This window comes from Asaia astilbis JCM 15831 (assembly GCF_000613845.1).
Taxonomy (GTDB): domain Bacteria; phylum Pseudomonadota; class Alphaproteobacteria; order Acetobacterales; family Acetobacteraceae; genus Asaia; species Asaia astilbis.
The window spans coordinates 125,070-150,227 of record NZ_BAJT01000007.1; the positions used below are offsets into that span (position 1 = coordinate 125,070).

The window sequence follows — 25,158 nt, forward strand, 5'->3', positions numbered from 1 at the left end:
GCTTTCAATGCCGGAGTCTTTTCTTGATCCAGAGGAAGATTATGCCGCTACTTCATTTTCACGTTGTTGAAGGACGAAGCGATATCGAGGTGAAGGCGATGCTCGATGCCGCTCACGAGGCCATGCTTGAGATTTTTGATGTCCCTCGGGGCGATCGGTACCAGATTGTCTCCGAACATAAAAAAAACGCATCTGATCGTTGAGGATACAGGGCTCAATATCCCAAGAACCGACAAGGTTCTGGTCTTGCAGATGTTCAGCAGACCCAGGGGTGAGGAGAAGAATGCGGCGTTCTATCGACGCCTGACCGAACGCTTGCAGGAAGAATGCAACATGATGCCTTCGGATGTCATGGTATCGGTCGTCGAGAATGAAGATTCCCATTGGTCTTTCGGACATGGGCGCGCGCAGTTTCTGACAGGCGAATTGTAAAAAACCTCTCTGCGGCATGGGTGCCGCTTCCTTGAGATGACGATTTTCCGGCATCGGGAGGTGCCCGCCCGCAAATGAGCCGACGACAGACGTTTGGTGAGGGATCATCATGATAAAAGCCTATCCTCTGTCCGATCGCGCAGCGCCCTTTTCGCTTGCTGTCTGTGCAGAGATGATTCTGCTCGATCTGCCTTTTCTGGAACGCGTGCAGTATCTGGCGCGCAAAGGGTTTCTGGTCGAGCTCTGGGATTGGACCCGGCATGATCTCAGGTGCCTAGCCGCGACGGGCGCGCATTTCTCATCCATGACCGGATATATCAGAGGCACATTGGCCGATGAGAGTGGTGCGGAGGAAATGCTGCGCACAGCTTTACTCTCAATTGAGGCGGCAAAGGAGCTCGGTATACCCAGGCTCAATTTGCACGGGACAGGGCTCGGGCCTGACGGGCTTCCACTGAAGCCATGCCCAGCCGGTCCGGATGGGGCCATGTGGCTCAAAGCCTACGATACGCTAAGCCGCCTCGCTGAACTTGGCGGGAAACACGGCGTCACATTCGTGCTTGAAAACCTCAATGCGGCGGTCGACCACCCTGGGGTGCCCTTTGGACGGGCTCAGGACTGTCTCGCCTTGGTGCAAGGCGTCAATCATCCCCATCTGCGTCTGATGCTCGATCTTTATCATGCCCAGATCGGCGAAGGGAATCTCATCGCCTTGCTGGAGAAGGCTCTGCCTTTCATCGGGGAGATCCAGGTCGCTGACGTCCCTGGCCGATGCGAACCGGGAACAGGTGAAATCAACTACCCCGCCGTGGCTCGCGCGCTGCGCCATATGGGCTATCACGGGGTCATCGGCCTCGAAGCCTGGGCTTTCGAGAAGAACAGTGAACGTGCTCTCGAACGGTTCGCTACCACCTTCTGTCCTCCGTGAAGTTTTCTTGACAGCCCTGCTCTCGGAAGCGTTTCTCAGAACGATCTCGTCAGCTGAGACCCGTCCCGACTGCGTGGAGCAAGGGTAGAAGAGTTTCACGGGACGGCAGGTGGCTGGGATCCAATGCGCGCCGATCGGTCACTTCATGATAAGTGGCTTTCAATACTGGGAAAATCAGATGGGCACGGTGTCATTCACACCACCCCTTGAGGTTCAGAATCGCAGCCACAATAGTGTGGAAAGCGCTGAAGTATCACAATAAGCGCCCTGTATTGATAATAACTATTATTATTAACTTATGCCAGAGGCAAGTCTTTGCGGCCTCTCTTGTCTCTCTGATCGACAGTTTCGATGAGCGCTTTGTGCAACTCGAAGACCTCCGGATCATTCTAGCTGCATAAACTTCTGACCGGAGCATTTCCATGTCTGATGAACGCCTCAAACCAGCCACCAACGATGCAGGCAATCCCGTTGCCAGCACCGAGTATTCTCTGAGCGTTGGGGCCGATGGCCCGATCCTGCTGCATGATCACTATCTGATCGAGCAGATGGCGACGTTCAATCGCGAGATGATCCCCGATCGCCAGCCGCACGCCAAGGGTGGCGGTGCATTCGGGCATTTCGAGGTCACGCACGACGTCAGCCGCTATACCAAGGCCAAGTTCCTGCAGAAGGGCCAGAAGACCGAGACGGTCATGCGGTTCTCGACGGTTGCTGGTGAGTCGGGCAGCCCGGATACCTGGCGCGACCCCCGTGGTTTCTCGGTGAAATTCTACACCGAAGAAGGCAATTTCGACATGGTCGGCAATAACACGCCGGTCTTCTTCATGCGTGATCCGATGAAGTTCCAGCACTTCATTCACTCGCAGAAGCGCCGTGCCGATAACGGCCTTCGTGACAATGACATGCAGTGGGACTTCTGGACCCTCAGCCCGGAAAGCGCCCATCAGGTAACCTGGCTCATGGGTGACCGCGGTATTCCGGCATCATGGCGCCACATGGATGGTTTCTCCAGCCACACCTATATGTGGGTCAACGAGGCTGGTGAGCGGTTCTGGGTGAAATATCACTTCAAGACCGACCAGGGCATCAAGTGTCTGACACAGGATCAGGCCGATCAGCTCGCAGGAAGCGACGCAGATTACCACCGCCGCGACCTGTACGAGGCGATCAAGCGTGGAGAGCATCCGAGCTGGACGCTCAAGATGCAGATCATGCCTTATGAGGACGCAAAGACCTATCGGATCAACCCGTTCGATCTGACCAAGACCTGGTCTCAGAAAGAATATCCGCTGATCGAAGTGGGCAAGCTTGTGCTTGATCGCAATCCGACGGATTTCTTTGCCCAGATCGAGCAGGTTGCCTTCGAGCCGAATAACTTCGTACCGGGCACGGGTCTGTCGCCTGACAAAATGCTGCTGGCACGCGCCTTCGCCTATGCTGATGCTCACCGCGCGCGTCTTGGCGTGAACTACAAGCAGATTCCGGTTAATGCACCGAAATGCCCGGTTCATTCCTATTCCAAGGGCGGCACGATGCGGTCGCAGAACGCATCCGATCCGGTCTACGCGCCCAATTCGAAGGGTGGCCCGGCGGCCGATGCACAGCGCTTCCCTGAGAATGCGGTTTGGGCTGCGGATGGTGAATTCGTCCGTGCAGCTTATACGCTGCGCCCCGAAGATGACGATTTCAGCCAGGCAAATGACCTTGTTAATCGCGTAATGGACGATGCGGCGCGTGACCGTCTGGTGCAGAACGCTTCGGGCCATATTCTGGGTGGTGTTGAAGAGCCAGTCCTGTCACGTGTGTTCGAATACTGGACCAATGTTGATGCCAAGCTCGGTCAACGTATTCGCGAGGCCGTACTTTCGCAGAAGAAGTAAGCATGTAAAGACTGTCCGGAGACCAGTCTCCGGAGGTTTTGGAAGGGGAGACGTCGTTAAGACGTCTCCCTTTTTTAGTCCAGATAGAGGCTCTGAAGCGTGGCGCGCTGCTGGGGTGTCACGCCAAGTTCCTGCGTCAGATAGGCGTCGATTGAACCGTAATGCTTTTTGATCGCGTCGAAGGCAGCTTTGAGATAGGCGGGGTCTGAAGCCAGCATCGAGTGCATGGCAGGCGAAGCTGCCATGGCGCCGCCATTCTGATGATCCGACATGGCGGCTTTGAAGCTGGGCGTCAGATGCGCACGAAGCAGATCGCCGCTCATGGCATAATCGGCCAAAATGGTCTGTTCCGGCACACCAAGGGCATAGAGGACAAGAGCGGACGCAAATCCCGTCCTGTCCTTGCCTGCGGTGCAATGCGTCAGAGTTGGCGTCTGGTGCGCTTCAAGCCGGGCGAAGAGTGCCTTGAGTTCAGGAGCGTAGTATTCTGGCATACGAGCGTAGAACGCTTCCATGAGTGTCTTCGCATCGGTATCGCTCAGTTTCGCCAGATGCTTACGGTCGGTCATGTCGCCGGGCAGCGTCGGTTTTTCCGAAGCGAAAAAGGCCGGGGAGACGCCCTGCCAATGGGTCGGCTGCTTTTTCTGTTCGGCCTGGGTGCGGAAATCGGTCACAGTTTTGATGCCGAGAGTGTCCACGAGCTGATAATCTTCAGCAGTCAGCCCGCTTGGAGCTGCGGAGCGATAGAATTGTCCCCAGCGAACATGATGATGATCCGTGGTTTCATAGCCGCCCATATCACGGAAATTGGCGACCCCGTTGAGTGGCAGAACGCGGTTGGAGACCCAAAGGCCGGGTGTGCCGTCGGTCGGCTTGATGAAAAAATAGACGCGACCTTTGCCCGGAAGAGGCGAGACAACGGTAATGGATGAGGTCGTGACGTGTCGCTTCACCGGAGTCATGGTGCCTTGATCCGGCGTTGATGCAGCGTAAAGATCGACGGTTCCGAGTGTCGCTGGCCAGCTCAGGGCGTATTGTGAGGCTACCGTCAGTTCGGCCTTGGCCACTTCAGGGGTCTGGGGAAAAGCGTGAGCAACTACGGCGAATGCTGCCATTGATGCGAAAACCAACGTCGATTTCTTCAATAACATGTTTAATTTTTCCTCAAAGTGCTTCTGCCAAGTAAAAGGCATAGAGAATGAAGGCTGGTCCCGTAATTCGAATATACCGCATCATGCGCTCCATTTCGAACAGGTCGCCCAGTTGTGATACCGGGAATAAGTGAAACTGAATGGGAGTATAAGGGGCTGATTCGTATGAATAAATTTACACAGACATCAGACGGAACTATATATTACTTTTACAAACAATGATGAAATTTTTCTTACATTATAGGTATATTTTATCGTTATGCTTCATAATAGAGGCGCTGACGCAATGAGAGCTTTTGCAAGAATGAAGATGATCTTTGGAGCCAAGGGTGACATCGGCGCCCGTGCGACCTCTGGATAACATCTTTTACCAGAACAATATCCACGGGCGGCGTCACTGTCAGTGCATTGGTGAATTCGGATATTTTAATATAAATATATAATATTTATTAAATGCGTAGACGAGATTTAGATGTTTATAAACTATATAACTTAAAATAACTGCACCATGTACTATAGTATTATCGAGTGGAACTATGATATATATTTCTGACCTTTCGATAAATCAATTATTTCTTATTCGAAACTTAATGGTTACTGTTGGGTTTTAATAAATTACACTGTGCAACATAAGTATCTGTTATCTTGTTTTAAAATAAATTTCTAGTTACTTAAGCCCTAAGCATGGAGCGCCATTTATGCCATCCGAGATATTTGCGAACGGTTCCTACGTTTTGTCAGGTTCTTATTTCACCGTTACGGATGGAGTGGGTTACATTAAACCAAACGATCCCGAGAAAAATGTTGATGCGACGATTGATGGATTTTGGATCACATTCGATAGTGTGAACTCTCCTGGTACGACAGTTCGCTGGGAATATGATTATTCTTGGGGCAATAAGGATATTGGTATCTTGATACTTGGGGATACCGCAGGCGCTTATCATGTCATCGTCATGGGGAATACAAATTTTGACTGGTCTTCGTTGAGTATAACCTACACTGGGGAAGGGGAGTCGACGGGAGAAAGTAATTTTTTTACCGTCACTTACGAGGGTGTGAGTTATGATTTCACTCAAGATAGTACCGGTACGGCGCCTGTATCCTTCACCCCGTGCTACCTTGCTGGATCTCTAGTAAAAACCACAAAAGGTTTCGAAAATATCGAGGATATAAAGCCGGGAGATATGGTTCTTACTTATGAAGGTGATGTTGAACTTCCTGCTCGTGTTATGTGGGTAGGAGCTTCTTTTGTTAAAGTTCTCGAAGGCCCTCATGATGATATGGCGGGGTATCCGGTAACTGTCTGCAAGGGTGCGCTTGGCGATAACGTACCTTTCGAGAATTTAAGCGTTACATCTGAGCATTGTATTGTAATCGATGATAAATTTATACCGGTACGTATGCTCGTAAATGGAAAATCTATATTTTATGATAAGTCTCAGGTATCTTTCACGGTCTTTCATATCTTGACGGAGCGACATAGAGTCATCAATGTGAACGGGGTACTTAGCGAAACCTATTTGCTCAACGATAAGAGCTCATGGAAATTTAGTGTGCAGAAAGGCATTTCACTATCCAGTGTCGAAGCCATGTCTTGGCAAGAAGACGCTGCAGTTCCTCTGTGTTGTGAACGTGGTTTCGTAGAGCCTATCTGGAAAAAGTTGAGTGAAAGAGCGAAAGAAGACTTAAGTTAACTTTATAAATACCATTCAAATGGTTCGATCTATTTTTATATTTTGAATTTTAATGGAAAAACGTGTATTTCCCATTAAAATTAGAACTTCGTGTCAGAGAGAGCTATATCTAAGCGGAAATAAGACACTCTGTAAAAATCTTACTCTACCTAGTTCATAGGTGTGTTTGTCGAAACTCGAGAATTTCGTCAGATTTACCGCTTTAAAATGCTTTTCGGCGTAGTTTCGCAATGAGAAAAATCAGGGTGATCATTCACTTTATAAGGCCCCGCTGACAAAACATCGATGGACAGAATAGATGTCTGAAAGGTGTATTCGGAAGGGAGTCTTAAATGACCATTTCCAGAAGTCCAGCGACCGTGGGGGTTTTCGATGTCCATCCATCCATTTAACCGGCTCTCAAGCAGATGATTATTGATTTTTTGGAAAGAATGGCTCCCAAATATCCAAATGTCACCTATCAGAACGCCCAATAAGCGCCGATCGTCGACGAAGGGACCGACGACATCGCAAGGACGATCTGCTTTGCTTCTGATCCGAACCTGATACGTGCCAGCAGGTAGCAGAAATACAAAGCTATTTCCTCGTTTCCGCAGTGGTTTCAAGAGTGCTCCGTTCTGCGTAACGAGATGAAGCTGATGATCCATTGAGGTTTGTACATCGAGATTTTCGCCTTTTTCTCGTGAGAGGTCTGGCGGAGATGCCAGGTGAACAAATTCACGGTGGATACACAGGGATGTGCCTGCTCTTTTTTCTGAGAGTTGTGACGCGTTACTAAAAGCGTGAGCCGAAGCTTCAAGGCCTCTTTTAGTGTTTGTGGGCGTATTCATGGCGGTCTTAACTTTGATGGACGCTGAAGCGTCGGGGCAAAACCCGTTATCGTCCGGATTGTTATATAAAGGGCAATCAGAACTAACGGGATGACCATTCTCTACAAAATCAACTGAGTATACCGTCAAAGTCCTATGCCCATCCCGCTGTTATAGAAACAAATGGCCACGTCGCCAAAATCTTCCAGATTGACGAGGTGGGCTATTTCAAAGGCCGTGATGGAGCGAAATCTGCCTCCCTTTTTGGGTCAAAGGCTTTGATCTAAATCAAACTATCGTTCAATTTAATTAAAGGTGACTATGTTACATGGACGCCTCGGCTAAAATTCGATTCAAGGTACTGTGGTGGCCTATATTCTGAAATTTCGATACTAAAAGACATTCAGAAATAATTTCTATAACAATCCTTGTTACTTAATAGTAAAATATGTCTACAGTTCCAATCGTACGTCGCGCGGGCAAGGTGCTTATAATGAGTTCATTGGAGTAGTCTCACGAGCGCGTGCTCTGACACTTTTGCTGTGATTAGAATTCAAGCCCGGTAGATACGGGCGATGTCACCGCATCTGTAAGCTAAAAGTAGCTTCGTCCTTGACGAGATGGCCAGTTGATGGGGCCCTATGTTTGGTGTGTATGAATCTCCGGCTCTAGTCCCGCTTGGAGAGTGGGTATTGCGATGCTCAGCTTAGGGAACGTCCTAATCAGATTTTGCCCGGTTTTTGATCTGCTACAGCTGCTTCGGAGTCATCGTTGTGCCACCTGTGCTTAAAAAATGACTGTGTTGACCGGGTGGAGCAGTTAACGCATGTCTTATCATGGTAACGAGCTGGCATTTCATCTTCGTAAAGCTCTGGACATGGGCGTGACGCAGGATGAGATCATCACTCATCTGACATGTTACTCGGGTTGGCCAACGGCCTCTTCCGCACTCAGTTTTGTCAGAGAGGTTTTTCAACAAGAAGAGGATGTCTAAGTATGGCCCGAACCATTGAGGGAAAAGTCGTTGTCATCACCGGCGCGAGCAGTGGCCTAGGTGAGGCTGTCGCGCGCCGTTTGGCGGCTGAAGGTGCCAAAATTGTCATGGGCGCCCGCCGCTTGGAGCGGCTCGAGGCCCTTGCCGACACGCTTGGCTTCGATCGGAAGGCTGTGGTCAGAACCGATGTGAGCGATGCGGCACAGGTTCAGGCGCTTGTCGATCAGGCGATCAGTCTTCACGGCAGGATTGATGTGCTCATCAATAATGCAGGTCTTATGCCGTCCTCGCCTCTCGAGAAACGGGACATCGCCGCCTGGGATCGCATGATTGACGTCAATCTCAAGGGGACGCTTTACGGCATTGCCGCGGTTCTGCCGCAGATGCAGCGCCAGAAGAGTGGGCATATCATCAACGTTGCTTCTGTTGCAGGCCACAAGGTTCGAGCTGGCGGCGCGGTCTATGCTGCGACCAAAACGGCTGTGCGGATTTTGTCGGAGGGGCTGCGTCAGGAGGTCAAGGCTTACAATATCCGCACCACCATCATCTCACCCGGCGCCGTCGATACCGAGCTAACCGAGAGTGTGACCGATCCGGAAACCGCGCAGCGCATGTCCACTTTTTATGCTCAGGTGGCGATACCGGCAGAATCGTTTGCCGATACCGTGTTGTTTGCCATGAGCCAGCCCGAGAGCGTCGATATCAACGAGATCCTGTATCGTCCGACTGCTCAGGAGTTTTGAGACGGGTCAGGTTTCCCGGTCAGTCCGATAGCGCAACGTCTCGACAACAAGTCTGAAGGCAGCCGAGGCGTTGCGACGGCTGGGATAATAGAGATGGTAACCGGGGAAGGGAGGACACCAGTCTTCCAGAACCCGGATTAGCCTTCCTGCATTCACATGCTCTTGAATCTGATCTTCCATAACGCAGGCCAGACCGAAGCCGTCCAGAGCAGCCTGACGAACCATGGGCGCATTATTGAAGGTCAATTGCCCTTCGACGCGAATGCGCAGGGCGCGTCTCCCTTTCTCCAGCTCCCATGCGTACACGCCTCCAGAGCTACGCATGCGCAAATTGATGCATCGATGCTGCGACAGGTCCTGCGGACGGATCGGTCGAGGATGTTTCGCAAAATAGGAGGGCGCTCCCACCACCGCCATGCGCAAGGGCGGTCCAATGGGCACCGCAATCATGTCACGCGCAATTGTCTCTTCGAGCCTCACACCCGCATCGAACCGGTCGGCGACGATATCGGTCAGGCCTGAATCAAGTGAGAGTTCGACATGCAGGTCAGGGTATTCGGGCAAAATCTGTCGCAATCTGGGCCAGAGCAGGCTGATTGCCGCATGCTCCGAGGTTGTGATCCTGACCGTTCCGGAAGGTTTGAGTGAAAGCTCGCTGAGTGAGGCAATCTCGTCGGCAATACTGCTCAGAGCCGGGGTGAGGGTCTGAAGAAGACGCTCACCCGCCTCGGTGACAGAGACGCGCCGGGTGGTTCGGGTCAGCAGACGCACGCCGAGACGCGTCTCCAGGCGCCTGACCGTGTGGCTCAGGGCAGATTGGGACGTGCCGAGCCTGGCGGCGGCACGAGTGAAGCTTTGCTCTTCTGCGACCGTCATGAAGGCATTGAGATCGACCAGTTCATCGCGTTGCATTCATGAAGCTCCGGCATAGATGCGTGCGTATTATATTATCTAATCGCTTAGTCCGGCTTGTGGTCCTTTGTCTCGGGTCGATCGACATGGGTGCTCATGTCGTTTCTCCGGAAAGGAAGCCTTTTCATGCATATCAGACAGCCTGGTTTTGCGCCCTCGGCCAAAGGGTCTGCCGAGTGGTTCACGGGAGCCGTGCGTATCGACTCCCCTTTTTCGGGCAGTGGCGCCCTTGCCTGTGCCACAGTCACCTTCGAGCCGGGTGCAAGAACCGTCTGGCACAGTCATCCTCTGGGGCAGACCATTCTCATCACTCAGGGGCTGGGCTGGGTGCAGCGCGATGGTGGTGCTGTGGCGCAGGTTCAGTCAGGCGATATGGTTTGGTTCGAACCCGGTGAGAAACATTGGCACGGCGCCTCTGCCACAAGCGCGATGACCCATATCGCGATCACAGAAACGCAAAATGGCACGTCCACCGACTGGATGGAGCCGGTGAGCGACGCGCAGTACCGCCGATAACTCGGCGCTTCTCTTTTTTCATCATCAGGACAGGGGGTCATATGCAGAAACGATATCTTGGAAAAAGCGGGCTTGAAGTCTCCGCGCTCGGCCTCGGGTGCATGGGGCTGAGCTACGCATACGGTCCGGCAACGGACAAGAGGGAAGCGCTTGCTCTTTTGCGCAGCGCTTACGAACAGGGAGTGACGTTTTTCGATACCGCGGAAGCTTATGGCCCCTTCGATAACGAAGAACTCCTCGGTGAAGCGCTCGCGCCCTTTCGGAATGAGGTGGTGATCGCGACAAAATTCGGCTTTAAAAATGGCGATGTGACGCAGGGAATGGATAGTCATCCTGACCGCATCCGTCAGGTGGCGGAAGATGCTCTGAAGCGGCTGCGGACCGATGTTATCGATCTGTTTTATCAACATCGTGTCGACCCCGATGTGCCGATGGAAGAGGTGGCCGGAGCGGTCAAGGAGCTGGTCTGGGAGGGCAAGGTACGTCACTTTGGTCTGTCTGAGGCCGGAGCTACCTCTATCCGAAGAGCCCACGCGGTCCTGCCGGTCGCCGCGCTTCAAAGCGAATATTCGCTCTGGTGGCGCGAGCCGGAGAAAGACATCCTTCCGTTGCTTGAAGAGCTTGGGATCGGATTTGTGCCGTTCAGCCGTTGGGCAAGGGCTTTCTGACCGGTGCCATCACGGTCGATACGGTGTTCGGCAAAGACGATTTCCGCAGCGTCGTGCCGCGTTTCGCTGCTGAGGCCGTGTCAGCCAATCAGGCTCTGGTTGAGGCGCTCAAAGTCATCGCAGCAGAGCGGCAGGTGACGCCAGCGCAGATTGCTCTGGCCTGGCTTTTGTCTCGCAAGCCGTGGATCGTGCCGATTCCTGGCACGCGCAACCCGGCACGTCTCGCCGAAAATCTGGACGCGGTCACTCTTCAGCTCTCGCCAGACGCTCTCCAGCAGATCGATGAGGCTCTTGAACGGATCGATGTGGTCGGGGAGCGGTATCCGGCTCATCTGCGAGAGCGCACGGGTCGCTGACGCGGAGCCTTATAGAGCGCTCACGACGGCCGCAGAACGGTTTGCACGCCCTCGCGGCCTGAGCTCGGCGCTTTGTCGGGCTGTATCGGTCTTGGCATGGATGACGGGATCGGACTTACCGGTTTCGTCATCACGGTTGCTTTCGGGAGGGTGGGGGCGGTTTTCAAAAGGCGTCCGAGCGGTTATGGCTCGGATCGGCCCTGCGAATGATGATGGAGTAAAGACATGACGACCGTAGCAAGACGTGGCGTTTGTCTCGTAATTTCTGCCCCGTCGGGCGCAGGAAAATCCACCATCGCCAATGCTCTGCGCGCCAGCGATTCCAGTCTTGCGCATTCTGTCTCAGTCACGACGCGTGAGCCGCGTCCGGGCGAGAAAGAAGGTGTTCATTATCATTTTCGGGCCATGGAGCAGTTTCGCGAGATGGCCGCGAAAGGTGAGCTCCTGGAATGGGCCGAGGTCTTCGGTCGTGGCTACGGAACGCCTCGTGCCCCCGTCGAAGCGGCGCTCGCCAGTGGGCGCGATATGGTGTTCGATATCGATTGGCAGGGACATCGCCTGTTGCGTGCTGCCCTGCCTGACGACGTGGTGAGTCTTTTCGTGCTGCCGCCATCGATGAAAGAACTTGATCGGCGACTGCGATCGAGAGCGTCGGATGCGGAAGCCGAGATCGACAAGCGTATGGGCGCTGCGCTCGCTGAAATCTCGCATTGGAGCGAGTTCGACCACGTGATTATCAACGAGGAACTCGACAGAGCTGTCCGTGAAGCGAAATCCATTCTTGTTGCGGCACGTCTCAAAACAACGCGGCAGCATGGTCTCGCCAGCCTGATGGCTGAATATGAGGCCCACTGAGCCTGACAATCGGGTCCTGTCCTGAAACGGGCTTCCCTCATATCCGGGCAGGAACAGGTCGTTACCCGGAACACAATCCGATAACAGAAAACAGAGTGCACCTTACCCACGGGCGCACCGGCGCTTTCCCCCTTTTTAAGGGAAAGGAACGGTGGCGCCTGAAGTTTTTGCACGGAGCACGAGACCGAGATGACCGGCGCCGATCCAACCCCCGAGTTTTCTGCATCCGGCAAAGAGGCCGGGTCGTCCCTAACGCAACCCAGCCTCATGAGGGCAGTCAGCCAGGTCGCTAGCGGCAATATGCTGGAGATGTATGATTTCATGGTCTTCGGCTATTATGCAGCCGATATCGGCAGGGCTTTCTTCCCGTCAGGCAATGCGCAGGCAGAGCTGATGCTCTCCTTTGCGACTTTCGGGGCTGGTTTTTTGATGCGCCCTCTCGGTGCGTTGGTTTTGGGCGCCTATATCGACCGGATCGGTCGACGGCAGGGGCTGATTCTTACCCTTGCTCTCATGGCAGTCGGAACCATCACCCTCGCTCTGACGCCGGGCTATGACAGGATCGGTATTTTTGCTCCGCTGCTCGTATTGTGTGGACGACTGATCCAGGGATTTTCTGCCGGTGTCGAGGTCGGGTCCAGTTCGGTTTATCTCTCCGAGATTGCGACAGAGAAGAACCGTGGATTTGTGGTGGCCTTCCAGTCAGCGTCGATCCAGCTTGCCGTGGTCGTCGCAGCGGCAGTCGGCTTTGCACTGACTTCGTGGCTCGGTACGCAAATCATGTCGGATTGGGGATGGCGGCTTCCTCTGCTGTTCGGCTGTCTGATTGTGCCGGTTCTGCTCTTTCTACGTCGCAACCTGCAGGAGACAGCCGCCTTCGAGGCAGAGAAGAACCATCCCGATTTGCGGGAAGTGTTCCAGACGCTTCGTGCCCATTGGCAGCTTGGCGGCATCGCCGTGTCGACAGCGGTCATGAGCACGGTCTCGTTCTATGTGCTGACCGCGTATACTCCCGCTTTCGGTACGCGAATCCTGCATATGGGGCGGCTGGACAGTCTGTTCGTGACGCTCTGCGTCGGGGTGCTCAACTGCCTTCTGGTGCCGTTTTTCGGTGCGTTGTCCGACCGTATCGGACGAAAGGCGCTGCTCAAGGGCGCAACACTTCTTGCGGTATGCTCGGCCTATCCGCTGATGCATTGGCTGGTAGCGGCGCCGGATATGGCCCGTCTGATGACCGTGGAGCTCGCACTGGCCGTTTTGTATAGCGCGTATAATGGAGCGGCCATTGCATGGCTGACCGAGATCGTTCCACCGCGCATCCGTACGACGGGTTTCTCTTTTGCCTATAGTCTGGCCACGTGCATCGGAGGATTTAGTCCGACGATCTGCACCTGGTTGATCGAGATGACAGGCAATCGCGCCATGCCTGCCTTGTGGCTGTCACTTGCAGCAATCTGCGGTTTGGGAGCTGCTTTCATTGCCCGTCCCTATCGAGAAGACGCCGATCTGCGCGCTTGATTGAGATGCGTTCATGGACCGCATGAAGGGAAAAACGCGACATCGGCAGAAGTATTAAAATCATTAACACTGCTTGGAAAACCCGGTGTTGCATCGTTTTTGGCAATACTCCGTGACGAATGCGCAACAGATTGACGCCTGATGACGAATATGCGTCAATAACGACATATTGACGCTTGTTGACGTGCACTATCTCCCTCTGATCTGTCGATGAGGGGGGTGCGAACGCATGCGATCACACATGTATTTTATGGCGTTCTGATCGGAGAATTTTCCAATGGCTCCCCCCTCGTCGTCGAAGCCGCGCGCGTCTCTCTCGACGGAAATCATCCTGATCTGTGGCGTATCTTTTTTATTGATCCAGCTTGTCGCAGTTGGCCTGTCGGGCTGGCTCATGAAGCAACAGGTTGAGAAAAACGTCTATGCCGAGGCTATTTCAAAAAGTCAGCTTCTGGGTGAGAAAATCATTCTCGCGTTGACCGAGCAAAATACGGTGGTTCGCAATATCCAGAGCACCATCGAGACGGCGCACAAAACGGGTGTGCTGAACAAGCAGTTCGTGGTCGATCTTCTGGTCGAAAACATGGTTCGTTATCCCGCCATTTACGGGATGGATTTCAAGGAGATTCCGCGCGGTTTCGACGGAACACAGTCTCCTGGAGGACCCGGTACGAACAGCAACGGAATATTTTTTCCGTATGCCCAGCGCGGGCCTGACAACAAAGTGGCGGTTACTACACCGAAAGAGCATTACAGCGCCGTATATTGGAATATCATCAAAACGGGCGAGCTCGACGGGCTTGAGCCTTATATCGATCTGGACTCGCATGTCGCGATGGTGTCGCCCACCTATCCGATCACGCTCAATGGCAAGCGCATTGGCGTGGTTGGGGCCGACATTCCTCTCGACTGGCTCGTTCCGTTTCTGAGTCGGGTTCAAATTGTGGACGGGTCGCATATCGGTCTGCTCTCTGCACAGGGATCCTGGATCGTGGCGCCTGATTCTGACAGAGCATGAAGCATTATGAAGATAACGCCACTCACGATCTGGCGCGTGCGCTGTCGGATCGGCAGGTGACGATCATGCATCATGCGCGTGGCATGGAGATTGACCGGGTTCTTGTCCCGCTGAAAATGGGCAATTTCAACGTCTACTGGACGCTGGTTGTCGACATTCCCAGAGCGGCCATCACGACGCCGATCTGGCACACGGTCTATGCGCTGGTTATCCCCGGTGTCGCGCTGATTGTTCTTTCTCTCGGGCTTATGGTGCTTGTCTTCAGGCGTCTGCTCGACGCGCCGTTGCGGGGACTGCAAAACTCGGTCCTCGCATTTGAAGAGGGACGCTACGACGCTGCGATTTATGGAACACGGCGCGGCGATGAAATTGGGTCTGTTGCGAGAGGGCTCGACAGTTTTCGTCAGACCTTGCTGCGCGCCCGATCCCTCAACGAGACGGTCGCGGCCGAGCGTGTCCGGCATGAGCAGGAGCAGGAGCGTCGCCATCTGGAGGACGAGCAGCGCCTCGAAGATGTGAAGCATGTCATCGACACAATCGGGTCGGCGCTCAATGCCCTGTCAGGTGGCGATCTGTCCTCGCAGATCCGTCAGCCTCTTCCGCGTGAATTCGATCTCCTGCGTGAAAACTTCAATCGCTCTGTCGAGCGGCTGGCGCTTACGATTACCGGTATCTCGGAGGCTGCGGGCACGATCAGCGATGGAAGCCGCAGCCTTGCCGTCGGTGCCGAAGATCTTGCCAAGCGTACGGAACAGCAGGCCGCTGCAATCGAGCAGACGACTGCGGCCATCAGCCAGATTACGCACAAGGCTGCGCATTCCGAGACAGTTCTGACGTCTGCGCAGGCGACGGGTGAGGAAGCCTGCCAGTCAGCGGGAAATTCGTCCGAGATCATGCGCCGTACCCGCAAGGCCATGGAACAGATCGAAACCAGTTCTTCCGAAGTCGCTGCAATCGTGCATGTGATTGAAGGGATCGCTTTCCAGACCAATGTTCTCGCGCTGAACGCCAGCATCGAAGCGGCGCGTGCGGGCGATTCCGGAAAAGGCTTTGCCATTGTGGCGAATGAAGTGCGCACTCTGGCGCAGCGTTGCACCGAGGCGGCAGGAGATATCAGCCAGCTTGTCGGCAAAACCGTTGAGGAGATTCAGGCCGGGTCAAGCTGCGTGCGTGATACTGAAAAGGCGTTGGATACCATCACCACGCTCGTGACATCGATGGGCGAAAAACTCGATACCATTGTCCATAATGCCTTTGAGCAGGCTGCCAGCCTCAAGGAAGTGGGAACGGCGATCGCCGTTATGGATCAGAATACGCAAAAAAGTGCGTCCATCGCAGATGATGCCCGCTCGTCGACGCTCCTTCTTTCAGACGAGGTGCATTCGATGAGTCATCTCGTTGCACGTTTTGCGCTCCCTCGTGAGGCTCGCGCGTCGTTGCTGCGGGCTGAAAATTTCGAGCGTGGTGTAATGGAAAGGAGCGCCTCTCAGGCGCTCCTTTTTTACGATCAGTGGGCGGCGTCTGAGTGACAGGGTTCTTTTTTCTGGACCGGTCAAAGCGAATAATGTCGCCATGCTGACTGGCTGGGGTCTGAAATCGCGACAGCTCGACTATTTTCAGGAATCGCGAAGAGCCTTCCACTCCACGAAGAACGCTCCTGGATGAACCCAACATTACTCTAACATTGCCAATAGTTCACGTTTAAATGAAGCCGCTGCACGCCAATTTTTATGTCCTCGTTTAATAAGACGTGCAGAAGATGATCGTCCTCGTTCCGTAAAAGGTAAAAGGTGGCGATATGAACTCGGTGAGCATAACAGTTAAGAACCTGGAGGTATGGCAGAAAGACGCTCTGAGTACAGACCATCCGGAAACTATACGCGAACGCATGAAGCTGTCGGGCAGGTTGCAAGTGGCAATATGCTTGAAATGTATGACTTCATGGTCTTTGGCTATTATGCTGCTGCTATCGGGGCTGCTTTTTTCCCTTCCGGAAATCCACAGGCAGAGCTGCTTCTCTCCTTCGCGACTTTCGGCGCAGGATTTCTCATGCGCCCGCTTGGCGCGCTTATTCTCGGCGCGTATGTCGATCGTATCGGCCGTCGAAAAGGACTGATCGTAACCCTGGCCCTGATGTCGATCGGCACGGCAACACTCGCCTTGACGCCAGGTTATCAGCGTATTGGGCTGTTTGCTCCGCTCCTTATCCTGTGTGGACGTCTGCTTCAGGGTTTTTCTGCGGGTGTCGAACTCGGCTCTACGTCGGTCTATCTGGCCGAAATCGCAACGGAAAAGACCAAAGGCTTTATCGTGGCCTTCCAGTCAGCCTCACAGCAGCTGGCAGTGGTGGGTGCCGCATTGCTGGGTGTCACGCTAACATCCTGCCTCAATACGCAGGAAATGGCGGCCTGGGGTTGGCGTATTCCGCTACTTATCGGCTGCCTTATCGTGCCAGTGCTGTTTTTCCTCAGGCGTAATTTAAAAGAGACAAAAAGCTTCGGTGCCACTCACGCGCCCCCGCATTTTCGCGAGGTGGTCAGCATGCTGTGCGCAGAATGGAAAATTATCGGTACCGGCATTTTGACAGTGATGATGACCACAACCTCGTTTTACGTCATCACGGCCTATACGCCCGCCTTTGGAACGCGCGTCCTGCATCTGACAAGCCGTGAGAGTCTGACCGTCACGCTTTGCGTGGGTCTGACCAATCTTGTTCTGCTGCCCTGTTTTGGTGCCCTGTCGGACCGGGTTGGGCGCCGCAAGCTCCTGATAGCGGCAACGGTTATCGCCCTTGTCTCCGCATGGCCGATGATGAACTGGCTTGTTTCTGCTCCGAGCTTCGGCCGTCTTCTCCTCGTGGAGCTGGTACTCGCCGTTATCTACAGTGCTTATAACGGGGCTGCTGTCGTCTGGCTGACCGAGATCGTTCCCCCGCGGATCAGAACGACCGGGTTTTCTTTCGCTTACAGTCTGGCCACCTGTCTTGGTGGATTTACGCCGACAATCTGCACCTGGCTTATCCAGACAACAGGTGATCGCTCGATGCCGGGCGCCTGGCTGTCTCTGGCTGCACTTTGCGGTCTGGTGGCGGCCTGCATTGCGCGTCCCTATGCAGAGAGAGCGCAGAACACATGAAACGCGCCTCTGCTGCAGGCGGGTCTTTGCGCAAACCTGCGGCAATGGGGTGCCGGTTTTTCGCCCCCCTTGCCGTGCCTGTCATGCTCGCATCACCAGCGGCTGCTTCCGTCAAGAAAGCCGAGATCGACATGCAGGTGCTGGCCGCACTGGTTAAGACACAGGCGCAACAGATCCATGCGCTTCAGGCGCGTCTGGCTGTGCTCGAAGGGCAAAGCGCGGCATCTCACAAGACGCCTTTGAAACAGCCTGTCCGGCACGAGCGTGTCGCCTCGACAGGGCGTGGCAACGAGATGCCGTACCAGAGTAGAGATGCTGGTTTCTCGCGTCCGGAGGGGAAACCTGCTGTCGCTCCGACGATTCTTACCGCGCATGTCCCATCCGGCCCTCCGCGTGATCCGTCTGATGATCTCGCCGCAGTTCCCTTATCTGCCCCACGTTCTGCGACCAATCACGGAATAGGCTGGGGGAGTCCCCGCTTGACCGAGCGTCCTGCGCCGCCCGGTAGCTGGGGAGCGGTCTCCTCTATTCCGCTGAACTCCTCGCCAGCAATCGGTGTCGACTCCTCCATTCCCTATGCAGGACGAACAACGCATATGGGCGGGCTTGTCCTGAAATGGGGCAAAGGCCTTCCTGAATTCATGACCCCTGACAAGCAATATGCCTTTCGGGTGCGTGGACGCATTCTGGTCGATTACGGTGCAGCCTTCGGCTCGAAATTCCATGATCAGAATGTGTCGCGTACGAACCTGCGTGCGGTACGACTGGGTGTCGAAGGACGCGCGCGCGAGCTCTCCTGGGTGTTCGAGGGCGATTATTCCAATAACGAGGTGTCTGTCGTCAGCGCTTATGCGACATGGAGCAGTCGTCTGGCGCGGCATAGGGTCGAATATACGCTTGGCAACAAGTTCAACGACCGTGGGTTCGATGGTTCCACGGGCTCGGCGGAGACTGTTTTCCTTGATCGTGATCTCGTCGCGACGTCGATCCTGCCCGTCAAAGGATGGTATGGCCTTGGAGCCACCTTCAAGATTTACGGTGAGGGCTGGCATGTTTCGACCCAGCTTACGGGCAATGATGTCAACGCGTCGAATATTTCCAATAACCTGCGCGATGATCTGACTTACGCTTTTCGTACGCACTGGATTCCCTGGCGGAGCAAGAATGCTCTTGTGCATCTTGGCGCCTGGGGCTTTTACGAAGACGTCAAACCTGCAGCGACCTTCTCTCAGAAAATACGTATGCTGGCGCGCACGAACGACGCGTTTGCTGCGCGCATTAATACGCTCCCGATTGCGAATTCTCTCGCTGGCGGTCTTGAAGCATTCGGCATCTGGAAAACGGCGTGGGTTCTGGGCGAATACGGTATTCGCGACATCTCCTTTCGGCGTAGCTACGGTACGACCGATTTCGGGACACATCGCGGCACGGTCCAGGCAGCCAGTCTGCAAACCGGCCTGTTTCTGACAGGCGAAACGCCCAATTACTACGCACTAACCGGCCAGTGGGCCTCACCGCGCGTTTTGGACCCGGTCACCCATGGGGGCGTGGGAGCGTGGGAGGTCGCGCTTCGCGGGGATTGGCTCGATGGCTGGAAAATGCAGGGCGGGACACGCGGCTGGTCTGCAACAGCTGGCGTCAACTGGTATCTCGTCGATTATATGCGTCTGATGCTCAACTACACCTACGCCCATGTCGATAACCAGAAAGGCCCCTATGTCGGTCCGACCGGAGGCAATATCGTGGGGCTGAGGGCAGGAATAACATTCTGAGATCAGAGCCTCACTATCTTGGAGGCATTTGACACCCCGCCTGCTCCGAGAGAGCTGGCGGGGTGTCTGTCTCCGGAGCCACACGGCCCCGGATAAGAAGAGCTATTCCCGCTCGACTTGCAGCTTCTTGATATTGGCAATGGCTTTTGCCGGGTTGAGCCTTTGGGGCAGGTCTGGGTGCAATTCATGATGGTACGGCACCCGTAGAGCTTCATTGAGTCATCGAGTGCCTCAAGACGCTCGCCCGTATGGTCGTCGCGGCTATCCATGATCCAGCGATTGGCGGCCAGGAGCGTGGCTGGACCGAGATAGCGGTCGCCGTTCCACCAATAGGACGGGCAGGACGTGCTGCAGCAGAAGCAGAGAATGCACTCCCACATACCGTCCAGTTTTTCGCGCTCCTCGACGCTCTGCAGCCGCTCTGTGTCGGGCGGAGGCGGGGTATCGCTTTTGAGCCAGGGCTGGATCGATTCAAGCTGGGCATAGGCACCGTTGAGGTTCGGCACCAGATCTTTCACGACCGGCATATGTGGCAGCGGATTGATCCTGACCGTGCCTTTGACGGAGCTGATGGGCTTGAGGCAGGCCAGCGTGTTCTCGCCATCGATATTCATGGCGCAGGAGCCGCAAATGCCCTCTCGGCAGGACCGACGAAAGGTCAGGGACGCGTCGATATGGTCCTTGATGTAGAGCAGGGCGTCGAGCACCATCGGCCCGACCTTGTCGAGGTCCAGCTCATAGCTGTCGAGGCTCGGATTGGAGTCATCATCGGGTGACCAGCGATAGACCTGAAATGTCGCTTTATGGGTCGCCTCGGCGGGAGCCGGATAGAATTTTCCCTGGCGGGTCGTGCTGTTTTTGGGAAGGCGGAGTTCAACCATGGTGAGGCTCCCTCAATAAACGCGTTTTTTGGGCGGAAAGACCTCGACATCATTGGTCAAGGTCTGCAGCCGCACCGGCCGGTAAAGCAGGCTCACCGCACCGTCCTTGTCGAGATAGGAGACGGTGTGTTTCATCCAGTGCTCGTCATCGCGCTCAGGATAATCGTCATGGGCGTGGGCCCCGCGCGTCTCGTGACGGGCATAGGCGCTCTCGATGGTCACGGTGGCGTTGGCCAGAAGATTGGCAAACTCGAGCGCTTCCATCAGGTCGCTGTTCCAGATCAGGGAGCGATCAGACAAACCCATATGCTGGGCGTCTTCCCAGAGTTGATGGATCTTCTCGCAGCCCTCCGCGAGCGATTTCGTGTTGCGGAACACGGCCGCATGGCTTTGCATGAGGCGCTGCAAACGCTCGCGCAATTCAGCCACGGTGAATTTCCCCGAAGCCTCGCGTGTCTTGTCGAAGGCCTCGAGAATGGCCTCGCCAGCGTTTTTAGGCAGGGGCGGGACGGGCGTTGTCGGGTCGATGATTTCCGCAGCGCGCTTACCAGCTGCGCGACCGAATACGATCAGATCGAGCAGCGAATTGGTGCCGAGACGATTGGCGCCGTGCACCGAGACGCAGGCGGCTTCGCCCACGGCCATCAGACCAGGAACGACCTGATCGGGGTTTTCTTCCGTCGGGCGAAGGACCTCGCCATACAGATTGGTTGGCACCCCACCCATATTGTAATGCACGGTTGGCAGAACCGGTGCCGGTTCCTTGGTCACGTCCACGCCTGCGAAAATACGCGTGGTTTCCGAGATGCCGGGCAGGCGTTGATGCAACAGCTCCGGGCCGAGATGCTCCAGATGCATCATGATGTGGTCTTTGTTCGGACCACAACCGCGCCCTTCATTGATCTCGATGGTCATGGCGCGTGACACCACGTCGCGTGAAGCGAGATCCTTGGCGGTCGGGGCATAACGCTCCATGAAGCGCTCGCCTTCGGAATTGGTCAGATAGCCGCCTTCACCGCGACAGCCTTCTGTCAGCAGGCACCCTGCCGGAAAAATCCCGGTGGGGTGAAACTGAACAAATTCCATGTCCTGTGTCGGGACACCGGCGCGCATCGCCAGACCGCCACCATCGCCCGTGCAGGAATGGGCAGACGTGCAGCTCTGGAACGCACGGCCATAGCCGCCCGTCGCCAGAACCACCATTTTCGCATTGAAACGATGGATCGATCCATCATCGAGACACCAGGCCACGATCCCGCGACAGGCGCCGTCCTCGTCCATGATCAGGTCGAGCACATAATATTCGACGAAAAAATCGACACGATGCTTCAGGCATTGCTGATAGAGCGTGTGCAAGATGGCGTGGCCCGTGCGGTCGGCTGCAGCGCAGGCGCGTGCCACCGGGGCCTTGCCAAACTCGCTCATATGGCCGCCGAAGGGGCGCTGATAGATCTTGCCATCTTCGGTGCGCGAGAAGGGCACCCCGAAATGTTCGAGCTCCATCACCGCGCTTTCCGCCTCGCGGCACATGAACTCGATGGCATCCTGATCGCCGAGCCAGTCCGATCCCTTGACGGTATCGTACATATGCCAGCGCCAGTTATCCTCGGACATATTGCCCAAAGACGCGCCAATGCCGCCTTGGGCTGCGACCGTGTGGCTGCGCGTTGGGAAAACCTTGGTGACACAGGCGGTGCGCAGACCACCCGCTCCCATGCCCAAAGTCGCACGCAGGCCAGAGCCGCCCGCGCCGACGACCACAACGTCATAGGCGTGATCGACAATGCGATATTTTTTGGCGGTATCCGCGCTCATTATTTCGCCTCCGTTGTGCGGGTCATGAGAATGCGAGCAAGCGAGGCACAGCCCAGCGCGACAAAAAGCAGGGTGCTGAGACGAATGACCAGTCGCAACCAGACACGACGCCAGCCGCGGGAATAATCAGAGGCAATGACTTCGAGCCCAAGCTGGGCATGACGCCCGGTCAGAGCAATCAGCAGACCCAGCGGGGCGGCGTTCTGCACGCGTCCTGCCCAGGCGAGAATGGCGTCGCGATCACGTCCGGCCAGACGCAGGATCTGCGCCACGCCCCAGATCGAAAGCGGGCCGAGGAGCAGGGCGGAGACGCGCTCTGCCGTCCAGTGTTCGGCGCCGTCTTGCAGGCCGCCCAGCCCCTTGGCGCGTGCCAGGGGCGTGCGCATGTCGGAAAGGCGGCTCATGCGCGTGGTCCCTTGTTGCGACGATGTGAGAGGGCGACGAAGGCCGCGATCAACCCGAGAGACAGTCCTGCCGTGGCAAAGACAGAACGGCGACCGTCAGCGTCGATTTCCTTCTTTTCGAAACGTGCCCCGCTATCCCAGATCAGATGGCGAATGCTCGCGACGAAATGATAAAGCGTTGCGACACCCCAGCCGAGAAAGATCAGACGCCCGAGGGGGTGAGTGGCGCCGCGTTGCGCGCGGTTAAAGGCGCGCGGTCCCTGTGCGAGCGCGGATAGCCACGCGACGGCCAACCCTGCGCCAAGCGAGGAAACGACGCCGGCCATGCGATTGCCGATCGAAAGAGCCATTGAGAGGCGAAAACGATAGACATCTAGGTGGGGAGACATGGGACGCCTTATGGCCTGCCCCTCAGTGTCGGTGCCGTGATAGAACGCTTCACGTCCGTCGGAAGCCATGGCGATACCTCGGAATTCTGTCTTCGGGCTATGCGATACCTAACCCACATAGTCGCATTTATCTGTGACGTCATGTGCATATTGATGTGAGAATCTGCACCGATTTTGTCTTGTATTTCATGAGATTCCGCCTCATTCGCAACTGGGGAATCTCACCAAGGCGTGACGCTGTGTGAGGGGCGCGTTACGCTTGCGCGCATGGTAGGAACCGGGCCAGAAACCTGAAGCGCGCGACGAAAAGAGAGCCCGATGCCAGAACTGAATTCAGCCTCGCTTCCCTCCCGGTCCGTGATGCCCGGAGCCACCGGGGTGTTGTCGGCTTACCGACGCCTGATCGCCCAGGGGAAGATCGAGGCGGACACGGCTCAGGGCCACGCTGCCGAGGCGCTCGACAAACTGGCGCAGGCGTTGCAGGCGCGGCACGAGACCAGGGAAGGGTTTTTCTCGCGTCTGTCGAAGCGCCGCCCGGCGCCGATCAAGGGGCTCTATCTGGTCGGCGAAGTCGGACGAGGGAAGACCATGCTCATGGATCTTTTCTGTCGCGAGGTTGCCGTCACAAAAAAGCGGCGCATCCATTTCCACGCTTTTATGCAGGAGGTCCTGCGCGCCCTGCATAAAGGACAGGGGAGGAGCGAGCGCCATGAGGACCCGGTGCGTGAACTGGCTCAGAAAGTGCATGAACAGAATGATCTGCTCTGTTTCGACGAGTTCCAGATCAACGACATGTCTGACGCGGTCCTCGTACTTCGTCTGCTCGATATGGTCATGGCACTCGGCACCGTCGTGGTGGCGACATCGAACACCGCCCCCCCGGATCTGATGAAAAATCAGGCCCAGAACCGCGCCACGATGCGGCCTTATCTCGAGGCATTCGGGGCGCATATGCAGGTGCTGACTCTTGAAGCTGCCCGTGATTACCGCAGGGGGCGGGAGCTGGATGCCCAGACCTGGCTTGTTCCGGATTCAGAAGAAAACTCGGCGCATCTGCGTCAGAAATTCGAGACGGAAACGCAGGGAAGCGCAGAGCCGGATTTCGTCTCAATCGGGTCACGCCGCGTCCCGGTGCCGTTCTGCAAAGGAGATGTGGCCTGGTTTACGTTCGAGGCCCTGTGTGGCGACGCGCGTGGTCCCGCAGATTATCTGGCTATTGTCGCGCGGTTTCGGACAATTTTTATCGACCGGATTCCGGCTCTCGTGCCCGACCAGTATGACAAGGCGCGTCGTTTCATCAATCTGATCGACGTCATGTACGAAAATCACACGAACTTGTTTGCCTCCGCCGCTGCGCAGCCTGAAGCTCTCTATCAGACCGGTGAGAATGCCACCGCATTCGAAGCACCGCCTCACGTCTTGAGGAAATGCGTTCGAGCGACTGGCAGCGCTGAGGGGCGCCCGCCTGCTCAGAGGTGAAGCGCCTTGAGGAATTCCGGCATTGTGCAAGTGCCGCCTTTTCCATGGCAGGCCGGGACCCTCGGATAGCTCCAGGATAATGGGGCCCGGTTGGGGTCGCGGCGTATGTCTTCGGGTGACTGGGAGATAAAGACGACCCTGACATGGCGGCTTCCGTCGGCATTACGGTACAGCGCAAATCCGAGCGCCGAACCGACAGGAATTTCGTCCTGTGCGTAACCCGGCGCCTTGACGTGACTGTCGAGCATGCCGAGCAGAGGGGCGATCGTGTCATCATGACCCATGTAAAGGGTCAGGACCGGACCGTCTGAAGCCGTGATGTTTTCCGCCAGCGCCTTGCGCAGCATCTGCGAAAGCGGCGCCGCAATGGGTGTTGGTTGCAAGGTGCTCGCCAGCATGGTCGCGTGGAGTCCGGAGAGGGATTCCAGCGTTTCTGTATCGAAGGGCTTTCCGTTCAGGTCCGGAAGGGGGTGTCCATCCAGATATCCGAGTTCGAGAACCTCCGCATAGGAAGAGGCTTCCTCAATCGGGCCGGAGAGAACGAACCCTCGGCCTGTGTGGTCAGCCTGTATCCGGCTTGGCTCGTGTAAGAAGTCACAGTGATGCGGTGTGCAGTGCAGCAGGCTGCCGAGCAGGCTGAGTTCTCGCTTTTGCCTGGAGGACAGGCGCTCCGGGTCGGGAAGGAGGGCGCTCAGACGTTTCGTATCGAACAAGGCGGGTGACGTTTGCTGAGGGGAAAAAAGAGCGTCGGGTTTGAATTCGGCGAGGTGATGCAGGCTCAACGCACAGGATGGGGCAAGACC

General features: G+C 55.7%; 20 protein-coding genes and 3 pseudogenes. 15 read left to right on the forward strand and 8 right to left on the reverse strand.

What is annotated here, in order from left to right; genetic code table 11:
* Nucleotides 1–41 precede the first annotated feature (41 nt).
* The 3 genes and pseudogenes from JCM15831_RS17270 to JCM15831_RS06965 all read left to right on the forward strand — a co-directional run bounded on the left by JCM15831_RS17270 (nucleotide 42) and on the right by JCM15831_RS06965 (nucleotide 3,243).
* Nucleotides 42–432, forward strand: a pseudogene (locus JCM15831_RS17270) (tautomerase family protein).
* Nucleotides 433–541: 109 nt separating this feature from the next.
* On the forward strand, nucleotides 542–1,360 hold the full coding sequence (locus JCM15831_RS06955; RefSeq protein ID WP_025823716.1) for a TIM barrel protein: 819 nt from the start codon (nucleotides 542–544) through the stop codon (nucleotides 1,358–1,360).
* A gap of 422 nt (nucleotides 1,361–1,782) precedes the next feature.
* The gene (locus tag JCM15831_RS06965; protein ID WP_025823719.1) at nucleotides 1,783–3,243 is read left to right on the forward strand and encodes a catalase; all 1,461 of its coding nucleotides are present in this window, start codon (nucleotides 1,783–1,785) and stop codon (nucleotides 3,241–3,243) included.
* A gap of 74 nt (nucleotides 3,244–3,317) precedes the next feature.
* Here JCM15831_RS06965 and JCM15831_RS06970 read toward each other — a convergent pair whose 3' ends face one another.
* Nucleotides 3,318–4,358 (reverse strand): tyrosine-protein phosphatase, encoded by a 1,041-nt coding sequence (locus JCM15831_RS06970; RefSeq protein ID WP_198024264.1) that lies wholly within the window; start codon nucleotides 4,356–4,358, stop codon nucleotides 3,318–3,320.
* A 734-nt stretch (nucleotides 4,359–5,092) separates the two neighbouring features.
* On the opposite strand from JCM15831_RS06970, the gene JCM15831_RS20090 reads away from it, so the two are divergent.
* Nucleotides 5,093–6,091: a Hint domain-containing protein gene (locus JCM15831_RS20090; RefSeq protein ID WP_025823722.1), complete on the forward strand. Its 999-nt coding sequence runs from the start codon at nucleotides 5,093–5,095 to the stop codon at nucleotides 6,089–6,091.
* Nucleotides 6,092–6,285: 194 nt separating this feature from the next.
* Here JCM15831_RS20090 and JCM15831_RS21425 read toward each other — a convergent pair whose 3' ends face one another.
* Nucleotides 6,286–6,921: a hypothetical protein gene (locus tag JCM15831_RS21425; RefSeq protein ID WP_156938775.1), complete on the reverse strand. Its 636-nt coding sequence runs from the start codon at nucleotides 6,919–6,921 to the stop codon at nucleotides 6,286–6,288.
* An 805-nt stretch (nucleotides 6,922–7,726) separates the two neighbouring features.
* On the opposite strand from JCM15831_RS21425, the gene JCM15831_RS23940 reads away from it, so the two are divergent.
* Both JCM15831_RS23940 and JCM15831_RS06995 read left to right on the forward strand, forming a co-directional pair.
* Nucleotides 7,727–7,894, forward strand: coding sequence for a carboxymuconolactone decarboxylase family protein (locus JCM15831_RS23940; RefSeq protein WP_084490591.1), 168 nt, complete (start codon nucleotides 7,727–7,729; stop codon nucleotides 7,892–7,894).
* A 2-nt stretch (nucleotides 7,895–7,896) separates the two neighbouring features.
* Nucleotides 7,897–8,637, forward strand: a complete 741-nt coding sequence (locus JCM15831_RS06995) for an SDR family oxidoreductase (RefSeq protein WP_025823724.1) — start codon at nucleotides 7,897–7,899, stop codon at nucleotides 8,635–8,637.
* 6 nt (nucleotides 8,638–8,643) lie between these two features.
* On the opposite strand, the gene JCM15831_RS07000 is transcribed toward JCM15831_RS06995, so the two are convergent.
* Nucleotides 8,644–9,549 carry a LysR family transcriptional regulator gene (locus JCM15831_RS07000; protein WP_025823726.1) on the reverse strand — a complete coding sequence of 302 codons (906 nt, stop codon included), beginning with the start codon at nucleotides 9,547–9,549 and terminating at the stop codon, nucleotides 8,644–8,646.
* 126 nt (nucleotides 9,550–9,675) lie between these two features.
* Between JCM15831_RS07000 and JCM15831_RS07005 the strand changes: the two genes are divergently transcribed.
* The 8 genes and pseudogenes from JCM15831_RS07005 (at nucleotide 9,676) to JCM15831_RS20100 (ending at nucleotide 19,387) form a co-directional block, all read left to right on the forward strand.
* Entirely contained in the window at nucleotides 9,676–10,065 is a 390-nt protein-coding gene (locus JCM15831_RS07005; RefSeq protein WP_025823728.1) for a (R)-mandelonitrile lyase, read from the forward strand.
* Nucleotides 10,066–10,166: 101 nt separating this feature from the next.
* Nucleotides 10,167–11,089, forward strand: a pseudogene (locus JCM15831_RS17285) (aldo/keto reductase).
* 225 nt (nucleotides 11,090–11,314) lie between these two features.
* Entirely contained in the window at nucleotides 11,315–11,944 is a 630-nt protein-coding gene (gene gmk, locus JCM15831_RS07020; RefSeq protein WP_025823729.1) for a guanylate kinase, read from the forward strand.
* A gap of 189 nt (nucleotides 11,945–12,133) precedes the next feature.
* Nucleotides 12,134–13,462 carry a tricarballylate/proton symporter TcuC gene (gene tcuC / locus JCM15831_RS07025; protein WP_025823730.1) on the forward strand — a complete coding sequence of 443 codons (1,329 nt, stop codon included), beginning with the start codon at nucleotides 12,134–12,136 and terminating at the stop codon, nucleotides 13,460–13,462.
* A 277-nt stretch (nucleotides 13,463–13,739) separates the two neighbouring features.
* Nucleotides 13,740–14,480, forward strand: a complete 741-nt coding sequence (locus JCM15831_RS20095) for a cache domain-containing protein (protein ID WP_051528365.1) — start codon at nucleotides 13,740–13,742, stop codon at nucleotides 14,478–14,480.
* Nucleotides 14,477–16,009, forward strand: coding sequence for a methyl-accepting chemotaxis protein (locus JCM15831_RS17290; RefSeq protein WP_051528366.1), 1,533 nt, complete (start codon nucleotides 14,477–14,479; stop codon nucleotides 16,007–16,009). The genes JCM15831_RS20095 and JCM15831_RS17290 overlap by 4 nt, the downstream gene beginning before the upstream one ends.
* Before the next feature lie 307 nt (nucleotides 16,010–16,316).
* Nucleotides 16,317–17,615: a tricarballylate/proton symporter TcuC gene (gene tcuC / locus JCM15831_RS07035; protein WP_025823732.1), complete on the forward strand. Its 1,299-nt coding sequence runs from the start codon at nucleotides 16,317–16,319 to the stop codon at nucleotides 17,613–17,615.
* Complete coding sequence (locus tag JCM15831_RS20100; RefSeq protein ID WP_025823734.1) at nucleotides 17,612–19,387, forward strand: OprO/OprP family phosphate-selective porin; 1,776 nt, start codon at nucleotides 17,612–17,614, stop codon at nucleotides 19,385–19,387. Before tcuC (JCM15831_RS07035) ends, JCM15831_RS20100 begins: the two co-directional genes overlap by 4 nt.
* A gap of 102 nt (nucleotides 19,388–19,489) precedes the next feature.
* Here the strand turns inward: JCM15831_RS20100 and JCM15831_RS17300 are convergent.
* The 4 genes and pseudogenes from JCM15831_RS17300 to sdhC form a co-directional block, all read right to left on the reverse strand.
* Nucleotides 19,490–20,268 (reverse strand): annotated as a pseudogene (locus tag JCM15831_RS17300) (succinate dehydrogenase iron-sulfur subunit).
* A gap of 12 nt (nucleotides 20,269–20,280) precedes the next feature.
* The gene (gene sdhA / locus JCM15831_RS07050) at nucleotides 20,281–22,083 is read right to left on the reverse strand and encodes a succinate dehydrogenase flavoprotein subunit (protein WP_025823735.1); all 1,803 of its coding nucleotides are present in this window, start codon (nucleotides 22,081–22,083) and stop codon (nucleotides 20,281–20,283) included.
* Nucleotides 22,083–22,487, reverse strand: coding sequence for a succinate dehydrogenase, hydrophobic membrane anchor protein (gene sdhD, locus JCM15831_RS07055; RefSeq protein ID WP_025823737.1), 405 nt, complete (start codon nucleotides 22,485–22,487; stop codon nucleotides 22,083–22,085). Before sdhD ends, sdhA begins: the two co-directional genes overlap by 1 nt.
* Nucleotides 22,484–22,945 (reverse strand): succinate dehydrogenase, cytochrome b556 subunit, encoded by a 462-nt coding sequence (sdhC, locus tag JCM15831_RS07060; protein WP_035774007.1) that lies wholly within the window; start codon nucleotides 22,943–22,945, stop codon nucleotides 22,484–22,486. Before sdhC ends, sdhD begins: the two co-directional genes overlap by 4 nt.
* 249 nt (nucleotides 22,946–23,194) lie before the next feature.
* Between sdhC and zapE the strand changes: the two genes are divergently transcribed.
* On the forward strand, nucleotides 23,195–24,355 hold the full coding sequence (gene zapE, locus JCM15831_RS17305) for a cell division protein ZapE (protein WP_051528367.1): 1,161 nt from the start codon (nucleotides 23,195–23,197) through the stop codon (nucleotides 24,353–24,355).
* Here zapE and JCM15831_RS07070 read toward each other — a convergent pair.
* Nucleotides 24,346–25,068, reverse strand: a complete 723-nt coding sequence (locus tag JCM15831_RS07070) for a histidine-type phosphatase (protein ID WP_156938777.1) — start codon at nucleotides 25,066–25,068, stop codon at nucleotides 24,346–24,348. The two genes, zapE and JCM15831_RS07070, sit on opposite strands and share 10 nt — an antisense overlap.
* Between the last annotated feature and the right edge of the window lie 90 nt (nucleotides 25,069–25,158).

Bases quoted from the DNA above. Each gene is read 5' to 3' on its own strand.
- JCM15831_RS06955 (WP_025823716.1), top strand. From the start codon at position 542: ATGATAAAAGCCTATCCTCTGTCCGATCGCGCAGCGCCCTTTTCGCTT.
- JCM15831_RS06965 (WP_025823719.1), top strand. From the start codon at position 1,783: ATGTCTGATGAACGCCTCAAACCAGCCACCAACGATGCAGGCAATCCC.
- JCM15831_RS06970 (WP_198024264.1), bottom strand. From the start codon at position 4,358: ATGGCAGCATTCGCCGTAGTTGCTCACGCTTTTCCCCAGACCCCTGAA.
- JCM15831_RS20090 (WP_025823722.1), top strand. From the start codon at position 5,093: ATGCCATCCGAGATATTTGCGAACGGTTCCTACGTTTTGTCAGGTTCT.
- JCM15831_RS21425 (WP_156938775.1), bottom strand. From the start codon at position 6,921: ATGAATACGCCCACAAACACTAAAAGAGGCCTTGAAGCTTCGGCTCAC.
- JCM15831_RS23940 (WP_084490591.1), top strand. From the start codon at position 7,727: ATGTCTTATCATGGTAACGAGCTGGCATTTCATCTTCGTAAAGCTCTG.
- JCM15831_RS06995 (WP_025823724.1), top strand. From the start codon at position 7,897: ATGGCCCGAACCATTGAGGGAAAAGTCGTTGTCATCACCGGCGCGAGC.
- JCM15831_RS07000 (WP_025823726.1), bottom strand. From the start codon at position 9,549: ATGCAACGCGATGAACTGGTCGATCTCAATGCCTTCATGACGGTCGCA.
- JCM15831_RS07005 (WP_025823728.1), top strand. From the start codon at position 9,676: ATGCATATCAGACAGCCTGGTTTTGCGCCCTCGGCCAAAGGGTCTGCC.
- gmk (WP_025823729.1), top strand. From the start codon at position 11,315: ATGACGACCGTAGCAAGACGTGGCGTTTGTCTCGTAATTTCTGCCCCG.
- tcuC (WP_025823730.1), top strand. From the start codon at position 12,134: ATGACCGGCGCCGATCCAACCCCCGAGTTTTCTGCATCCGGCAAAGAG.
- JCM15831_RS20095 (WP_051528365.1), top strand. From the start codon at position 13,740: ATGGCTCCCCCCTCGTCGTCGAAGCCGCGCGCGTCTCTCTCGACGGAA.
- JCM15831_RS17290 (WP_051528366.1), top strand. From the start codon at position 14,477: ATGAAGCATTATGAAGATAACGCCACTCACGATCTGGCGCGTGCGCTG.
- tcuC (WP_025823732.1), top strand. From the start codon at position 16,317: ATGGCAGAAAGACGCTCTGAGTACAGACCATCCGGAAACTATACGCGA.
- JCM15831_RS20100 (WP_025823734.1), top strand. From the start codon at position 17,612: ATGAAACGCGCCTCTGCTGCAGGCGGGTCTTTGCGCAAACCTGCGGCA.
- sdhA (WP_025823735.1), bottom strand. From the start codon at position 22,083: ATGAGCGCGGATACCGCCAAAAAATATCGCATTGTCGATCACGCCTAT.
- sdhD (WP_025823737.1), bottom strand. From the start codon at position 22,487: ATGAGCCGCCTTTCCGACATGCGCACGCCCCTGGCACGCGCCAAGGGG.
- sdhC (WP_035774007.1), bottom strand. From the start codon at position 22,945: ATGGCTTCCGACGGACGTGAAGCGTTCTATCACGGCACCGACACTGAG.
- zapE (WP_051528367.1), top strand. From the start codon at position 23,195: ATGCCAGAACTGAATTCAGCCTCGCTTCCCTCCCGGTCCGTGATGCCC.